General features: G+C 69.0%; 3 protein-coding genes. 1 reads left to right on the forward strand and 2 read right to left on the reverse strand.

Features of this window, described 5'->3' with window-relative positions:
• Together AB0I03_RS26830 and bldG are read right to left on the reverse strand one after the other, a co-directional pair.
• On the reverse strand, positions 1 to 231 hold a 231-nt coding region (locus AB0I03_RS26830; RefSeq protein ID WP_360417418.1), incomplete at its 3' end, for an ATP-binding protein.
• A gap of 109 nt (positions 232 to 340) precedes the next feature.
• Positions 341 to 682 (reverse strand): anti-sigma factor antagonist BldG, encoded by a 342-nt coding sequence (gene bldG / locus AB0I03_RS26835; protein ID WP_004571875.1) that lies wholly within the window; start codon positions 680 to 682, stop codon positions 341 to 343.
• Between the two features lie 160 nt (positions 683 to 842).
• Here bldG and AB0I03_RS26840 point away from each other — a divergent pair.
• Positions 843 to 1,219 (forward strand): DEAD/DEAH box helicase (locus AB0I03_RS26840; protein ID WP_360417420.1); only part of this gene is annotated, 377 nt, incomplete at its 3' end.

Here is a 1,219-nt window from a genome sequence, read left to right on the forward strand (position 1 = left end):
CTCGATCGAGAACTGCTTCTCGTCCTCGACCAGCACCACCCGCACCGGCGCCGTGATGCCGTGGATCTCGTGCAGCCCCACGGCCCGGCTGCACGCCTCGCCCACGGCGAGCCGCACCTCGTCCAGCACGGCCTCGTCCACCCCCGCACGCCGTGCCACGGCAGCCGCGACCAGACGCGCGGTCCGGACGTGCTCGGGAAGGGCGCTGAAGCGAAGTTCGACGGTGGCCATGCCATCCCCCTCGTGATGCGGGCGTGCAACGCAGGGGGCCGGACGGGTGCGTCCGGTACCCCCCACTCCTTCCACCCCCGCGCCCGGGGCGCGGGGGACCGGCAAACCGTCAGTCAGTGGCTGCGACGGCTTCGTCGACCGAGGTGTGGATCGGGAACACCTTGGTCAGACCGGTGATTCGGAAGATCTTGAGAATGCGCTCCTGATTGCAGACCAGGCGCAGCGAGCCCTCATGGGCACGCACCCGCTTCAGTCCGCCCACCAGGACGCCGAGCCCTGTGGAGTCCAGGAAGTCGACACGCTCCATGTCCACCACGAGGTGGTAGCTTCCGTCGTTCACAAGCTCGACCAGCTGCTCCCGCAGCTTGGGCGCGGTGTATACATCAATCTCGCCACCGACCTCGACGACCGTACGGTCGCCAACGGTCCGGGTCGACAGGGACAGGTCCACGGATCCTCCAGCACCTTGCTATCGAGCGGTCGCCCCCCTGGGGCCTCCCCACCGAGGTAGGGGCGGATCGGCAGCCGCCATGGCATTCAATCACTTACCAGCAGGCGTGCACGACGCCTTGTGAGCATTGTCCGTCACACCGGTGACACACTCGGTGCCGATGGCCTCCAATCGACTCCCGCCGGATCCTGGCGCGCACACTTCCCCAGGCATGATTCTCGACCGTCTGGCCCGGGGCGCGACCCGCGCTGCGCGCATCACTCATACGGAGCACTTGCCCCCGCGCATCGGCACCCATGCCGACTGGCCGGCACAGATCCGGCCGGAAGTGATCGACGCCATCCGTTCGGCCGGAATCGATCGCCCCTGGGCCCACCAGGCACGCACGTCCGAACACGCACTGCGCGGCGAATCGGTCGTGGTCGCCACCGGCACCGCCTCCGGCAAGTCGCTGTCCTATCTGGCGCCCGTGCTCTCCACCCTCCTGGACGGCTCCGAGGCGCCCAACGGCCGGGGGGCCACGGCCCTGTACCTGGC

The organism is Glycomyces sp. NPDC021274 (genome assembly GCF_040641195.1).
GTDB lineage: Bacteria > Actinomycetota > Actinomycetes > Mycobacteriales > Micromonosporaceae > Glycomyces.